This window comes from Protofrankia sp. Cr1 (assembly GCF_963555865.1).
Lineage (GTDB): Bacteria > Actinomycetota > Actinomycetes > Frankiales > Frankiaceae > Protofrankia.
Genome location: NZ_CAUVXO010000080.1, coordinates 3209 through 9161 on the forward strand (window position 1 = coordinate 3209; position 5953 = coordinate 9161).

Genomic DNA, 5953 nt, shown 5'->3' on the forward strand with positions numbered 1-5953 from the left:
GGGCGCTCTAAATGAGATCCGCCAGTTCCTGGGTGGCGTACCAGAGCAGTTCATACCCGTCGGCCTCGTCGACCAGGAAGGCCGCATCCTCGCCGCCGAGATCGGCCTCCACCATGGCTGCCGCGGCCGCCTCGACAGCGGCCTGCGCATCTGCGCCATCCACGTGGATGGCCCGGACCTCCGCTATCGGCACGGGTACCGTGACCTCGACCACCCCACGATCAAGATCATCACGAAACCGCACGTGGTGGTCGTCAACCTCCACCGCGAACACGAGCCGGCGCCGCGGTGCCCTCGGATCGGCATCGAGCAACCTGAGGCTGGCCCGGGCCGCCTCAAGGAGCAGGGCGTACTCCATCTCGTCCGTGTCGGACCGGGCGTACCACTCCCGCACCGATCCGGTCACGGCGAAGCCCAGGCCGGCGGGAACCACCCGGTCCGCGAGGACACCCTGAGCCGCCGACAGGGTTGACGCCAGATACACACGCACCATGCCAGTGTGCCGGGCGCAACCCCACCGTCCGGCCGGGGGTGGGGTTGGCGGGCGCTCTAACCCGGCCAGGCCCGGAGGCCGGTCCACCCGGGGTGGTAGACCCCCTCGCCCGCCGGTTGAACCGCCGGTCGTACCGGCAGCTCAACCGGCGGCCGCGAGCGGCCCACCCGCGGCGTCGGGCAGCGCCAAGACCGCCGCGCTGGTCTGCAGCGAGGTCTCGAACACCTCGCGGCGGCGGCTGAGGTCCATGACGTTGGCGCCGATGACCGCCAGGTCCGCCGGCCCCGGGCAGATGACCGTGACCTTCGTGCCAGCGGATCGCAGCAGTTCGGCCTCGCGCATCACCACCCGGGTCGCCCACCGCCGCATCTGGCGTTCGAGTCGGGCCAGGGCGCCCCGCGGTTGGTCCAGGGCGACGGAGCAGGCAGGGGCGAGCACGAGTGCTTCGTCCAGCCCGGCGTCGGTGAGCACGTCCACCGACGCCGGCGACCTCGTCCCGCCGTCGACGTAGGGCCGCCCACCGATCATGACCGGCGCATACCAGGACGGAATCGCGCAGGAGGCCATCACTGCCTCCGCGAGCGAAGCCCGCGGCGCCCCCGGCGAGCCGAACACGACCCGGGTCCCGGTGTCGTAGTCCATGGCGACGATCCACGGTTTCACCCATGCAGGCCGGGTGGGGACGGTACTGTCCGCCGCGGACACGAGCTCGCCGATCGCGGCAAGCGTCCCGCGCCCCTGCGGGAGCAGGGAGACCAGAGCCACCAACGGAGTGACGCTGCGTGGATGGCGCGCCGAGGCGGCCAACAGCCGGCGGGAGCCGATCCGCATGCGCGGCCTCGGCGGCAACGCCGAACCGAGCCGCGTGTAGTCCAGAACCGGATCACCGAACAGCGGCCGCCCGTACTCGGAGTTGACCATCGTCTCGACCCCGGTGCCGGTCCCGATCAGAGCGGCGAGGACCGCTCCGGCGGATGTGCCGACGACCATGTCCATGGTGCGGACGTCGATCCCGGTCGCGTCCTCGTATGCGCGCAGCGCGCCGATCATCCATGCCGATCCGAGCACGCCCCCGGCACCCAGGACTAGTCCACGACGGGGCGCCCGTCTGCTAACCATCAGCCACCTCCCGCTGTGCGCGCACCCTCGGGGTGCACGCGATCTCGCCGCCAACCGCCGCCCAGGTCTGGCAGCGACGACGTGAACGCGCCCGGCTCTGCACCGGCCTTACTCCGAGGGCTCCTCCTCACCGAAACTGGTCTCAAGCACACCCCACACCCGCAGCCGTTCGGCGAACTCCTGCGGCGTGGTGTCGTGCAGGAGGGCCAACGCCCGCAGATCACCGTCCCGGATGGACAGGACCTGCCCGGCGTAGTCGTCACGCTGGCGCTGAATCTGCGCGACCCAACGCCGTACCAGCGCGGAGGAGTCCGGCGGTGCCTCCGTGAGCTTTTTCAGATTGAGGACGGTACGGGGCCGGTGCTCGCGCGGCGGCAACGCCTCCTCGTCCGGCAGAAGCGCCGACACCGGCACGCCGTAGAACGCCGCCAGCTCCGACAGTTGATGGACGCTGATCATCCGATCGCCGCGCTCGTACGAACCGACCGCCGCGGTCTTCCATCGCCCGCGTGACTTCTGCTCCACCCCCTGCAGCGACATTCCCTGCTGGATCCGTATGGCCCGAAGACGGGCTCCCACGGCCTTGGCGTACTCCCGGCTCACCCGATTACACCCCCTGCCGCCTTGACAGAGCATTTAATGATCATTTATTACTCCCGCCTACTGCGATGACGCAAGTGCTCACCCTAACTTGCTGTCATCAAAAATGGTTGGTTGCCCCTTAAATATGCAAAACGTGACCCCCTCGACACAATTGTTACCTTCCGGCAACGATCAGTCCACTTGTCGGGTCAGAACGCCGATACCGACGACGGCGACGCCGCCGCCGACCCCGACACGCCGCTGCGAACAGCGAACCGCCCGCCAACCGCTCCTCTTTCCGTACGATCAGTCACCCAGACAGACTGCCCCGGAAGCGCGGTCAGTAACCGTTCGACGCGAGGATTAAAAGGACATTTCCGAAAAAATACGATATACGCAACCGGGGTCGGTCGCCCGGACCTGTGGCACCTCGTGTGAACGCGCTCAGCGACGCGTGGCCGAGCGTCGACGGCGCCCGCGTACCGGGCGGCCGGCCACCCGCGCGGCGAGTTCGCCGATCGCGAGCCGGGCCGGCGACTGCGGAGCGACATCACGCAGCAGCTGGCCGGCGGCCTGGGCGGTGTCCATCGCAGCCGTGTCCAGGGGCACCAGCGCGACCGGCTCCGAGCCGACATGGCGCACCATCGCGCGAGACACCTCCCGCCGGGCGTCTCCACCGACGGCCGAGCCGCGCAGCCGGTTCACCACGATCCACGGATCCGTCCCGGGAACGACCTCGCGCAGATCGGACAGGCCGCGGACGAAACGAACCAGGCCCACCGGCTCCGCCGATGCCACGGCCAGGATGGTGTCGGCGGCGCCGAGTACCGCCTGGGTCGCCCCGTTGCGGCGGGGAGCGGCCGTGTCGAAAGACAGCTCCTCGTCCATCTCAAGACAGAACCCACAGTCGACCACGACAAAACTCGCCAGCCTTCGTGCCAGTGCCAGCACCACCTCGATGGACGCCGGTCGCAGCTCCGGCCATCTCGCCGGCCGGGCGATCCCGGGCAGGACCCGCAATCCGCCGCCCAGGTCCCTGCACAGCACCGCGAGGCGGGGCACGTCCAGGGTGCCCTGGTTCGCCGCCCGGGCGGCGGCGGCAAGCCCGGGGGCCTCCTCCAGCAGCCCCACCAGCTGGCCGATCGATCCGCCGTAGACATCGGCGTCGACAAGCACCGTCGACATCCCCATCCCGGCCAGTTCGGCCGCCAGACACAACGCCACCGTGGTGCGGCCCGGCGCGCCGGTGGGACCCCAGACCGCGATCACCCGACCCGCGCCGAGTTCAGGCAGGTCGACGGCATCGGGCACCGGCACCACTGGCGCCACGGCGGCAAAGCCCGCCATCGGCTCGCTGTAGGAGCCCGTGGGCAACGCCGCGTGGCCACGGTCGGAAAGCGCCCGGGCCGCCTCCACCACGGCGGCCGCGACCACCTCTGCGGTCGAGTCAGTTGCGATCACCGCCGCGACACCGAGCTGGCGCAGCCTGCGCTCGCCATCCTCGTCGCCCGGCACAATCAACCCGATTGCCGCGACCCCGGCGATCGCCAGACGCGTCAGCGCCTCCCGGTCCAAGCGGCGTAGGTCCGCCGACACCAACGCGGCCCGCGCGGCGCCCGTTGTGGCGGCAGCGAGCAGGTCGGGCAGATCCACACATCGCCGGACGACCGTCACCCCGAGGTCACGGCGGTCGAAGGCGGTCACGAGCCCGGACTCGACCACCGAGTTGGTGACCGCGGTGAGGATCGGGAGGCTCATTGCGCATATCCCGGCACAGCGCTTGGACCAGCCCCGCCCACATCGCCGCGGGCGCCGCGTTCCAGCTTGACGAGGTCGACCCGCTCACTTTGCGAGGCTGCCACAGCATTGATGGCGAGATCGACCGGAACTCTCAACGTCAACGAGTGGGCACCACCAGTGAGAGTCTCCCTCGAGATGAACTCGACGTCGTGCAGCACCAGAACCTCCGTGCCGCTGCTTCCCACCACTGATTGAGCTGCCTGTGCAGACTGGCCAGCCTGCAGTGCCGCGCTTGGAGCCACGGTGTTGGAACGCTGGTAGGCGAAGAGATCCACATGATCACCCGGAGCGAGGGACGGTGCCCGACCGTCCTTCACGACCACCGACACCAGCCGTGTCGGGATGACGTTACTGCGCACGAAGTCAGCGCCGCTGACCAGTTCCCCGGCTGAAACCGGACGGGAAAGCATCGCCCCGACTATCTCCGGACCACGCTCGCCGGGGTAGTAACGCTTCGCGGCGTCCAGGCTCAGGTACGCCGAGGTCGTGGCCAGATCGCCAGCCACCACGACATGCCCGGCCGGCAGGTCCCCCTTCGCCACCACCCAGGCGCGGGTCCTGTCCGCCGTGGCGAACAGGCGTGCGCCCAGCACAACGGACACCAGCACCAGCAGGACGCCGATGAGCAGGCGGGAGTCGCGCCAGCGCGGGCGGGTCAGCCGGCGCCCCGGCGGTGACGGCACCGCCGCCGGCCCCTCGGTACGTGTGGCTGCGGGCGTGAGGTCGGTCACCCGGACCTCCAGGTGGCTCGTGTCCGGCGGTGCCCACGACGGCGGCGTCGTTGGCCAGCCAGGAGCTGCTGATTGGCGGACAGCGGGCGCCGCGACACAGACCGGGTGGTCGTGGATGTCCGAGACTCCCTGATCGCCGAGCGTACGTGGTCTGCGACGACGGCCTGGAACCGACCAGCACAATCAGGCGAATGGCAGCTGTTATCCACAAGTAGAGGCATTCACAGGCGATCCGGGCCGCAGAGTCTGATACACAGGGGTCACGACCCATCCATCGCCAGGGAGACAGGCCGATGAACGAGCGCTTCCTTCAGCTCAGCGATGTGGCGGAGATTCTCAACATCTCGTCAAGCCAGACCTACGCGCTGGTCCGCTCGGGTGAACTCCCGGCAATCAAGATCGGTGGACGCGGGCAGTGGCGGGTGGAGCGCACCGAGCTGGAGGCTTACATCCAGCGGGCATACGAGCAGACCCGCGCGTTCGTGGTCGCCAATCCGCTCGGTCGCGGCGATGCGCCCGCCGACGACCGGTACGCCGACTAGCCGACCATCCGACCATCCGACCATCCGACCATCCGACGCATGTTTTCGAGCGCCGGCTGTCCGGCTCGTACGCAGGTACTCCCCATCAGGGGGTTCGGCGCACGAAACTGACCGACGACAGCGGGACGGTCCGCACTGCCTGGACCGACCGGGCCCGGCGGAACTCGTCGCCGGGATGTTCGGCGACCTCGACGAAGTCCGCTCCGACCCGGTCGATGGTGCCCGTCACAGCGGTACCGTCCAACACCACAACCGAGCAGACCGAACGATCGCGCACCACGCCACGCAGCGCGTACGGCAGGTCGAGCCGCACGGCCAGCGGACCTTCATGGCCAGGTTGGGCGGATACCGCGGTCAGCCCACGCACCCAGAGTACGGAACGGAATGGAACCAGCACTTCCTGGGCCGCGGACTCCTGCAGAAGTAACCAGTCCATCCCGAGCACGGCAAGCCGGCCGCCCAGGACCTGACCGGCTTCCCCCTCCCGCGCACCTACCAGCACCCCGATGCGCAGCGACGATCCGACCGCCGGCCGCAGTCTGTCGAGTAGGCGCAGGTAGGCGACTTCACGGCGGCTTCTGTCGACAAGCTCCGCATCGAGTTCAGCCGCTTGCGCGGCCTCCCACTGCATCTCAAGATCAGCAAACAGGGCTTCCCAGCGCAACCCGGCCCCCTTCCTCGTTCCC

7 protein-coding genes are annotated in these 5953 nt (G+C 69.3%); 1 reads left to right on the top strand and 6 read right to left on the bottom strand.

What is annotated here, in order from left to right; translation table 11 throughout:
- Positions 1-7: 7 nt before the first annotated feature.
- The 5 genes from U9980_RS09500 to U9980_RS09520 form a co-directional block, all read right to left on the bottom strand.
- A complete protein-coding gene (locus tag U9980_RS09500; RefSeq protein ID WP_322751653.1) occupies positions 8-490 on the bottom strand; it encodes a DUF6912 family protein in 483 nt (160 codons plus the stop codon).
- Between the two features lie 144 nt (positions 491-634).
- On the bottom strand, positions 635-1612 hold the full coding sequence (locus U9980_RS09505) for a patatin-like phospholipase family protein (protein WP_322751649.1): 978 nt from the start codon (positions 1610-1612) through the stop codon (positions 635-637).
- 108 nt (positions 1613-1720) lie between these two features.
- Positions 1721-2215: a transcriptional regulator gene (locus tag U9980_RS09510; protein WP_322751650.1), complete on the bottom strand. Its 495-nt coding sequence runs from the start codon at positions 2213-2215 to the stop codon at positions 1721-1723.
- Between the two features lie 423 nt (positions 2216-2638).
- Positions 2639-3952 (bottom strand): AAA family ATPase, encoded by a 1314-nt coding sequence (locus U9980_RS09515; RefSeq protein WP_322751651.1) that lies wholly within the window; start codon positions 3950-3952, stop codon positions 2639-2641.
- The gene (locus tag U9980_RS09520; RefSeq protein ID WP_322767592.1) at positions 3949-4725 is read right to left on the bottom strand and encodes an SAF domain-containing protein; all 777 of its coding nucleotides are present in this window, start codon (positions 4723-4725) and stop codon (positions 3949-3951) included. The genes U9980_RS09515 and U9980_RS09520 overlap by 4 nt, the downstream gene beginning before the upstream one ends.
- Positions 4726-5018: 293 nt before the next feature.
- Here U9980_RS09520 and U9980_RS09525 point away from each other — a divergent pair, with 293 nt between their 5' ends.
- On the top strand, positions 5019-5267 hold the full coding sequence (locus U9980_RS09525; protein ID WP_322750217.1) for a helix-turn-helix domain-containing protein: 249 nt from the start codon (positions 5019-5021) through the stop codon (positions 5265-5267).
- Positions 5268-5352: 85 nt separating this feature from the next.
- On the opposite strand, the gene U9980_RS09530 is transcribed toward U9980_RS09525, so the two are convergent.
- Positions 5353-5953 (bottom strand): hypothetical protein (locus U9980_RS09530; protein WP_322767593.1); only part of this gene is annotated, 601 nt, incomplete at its 5' end.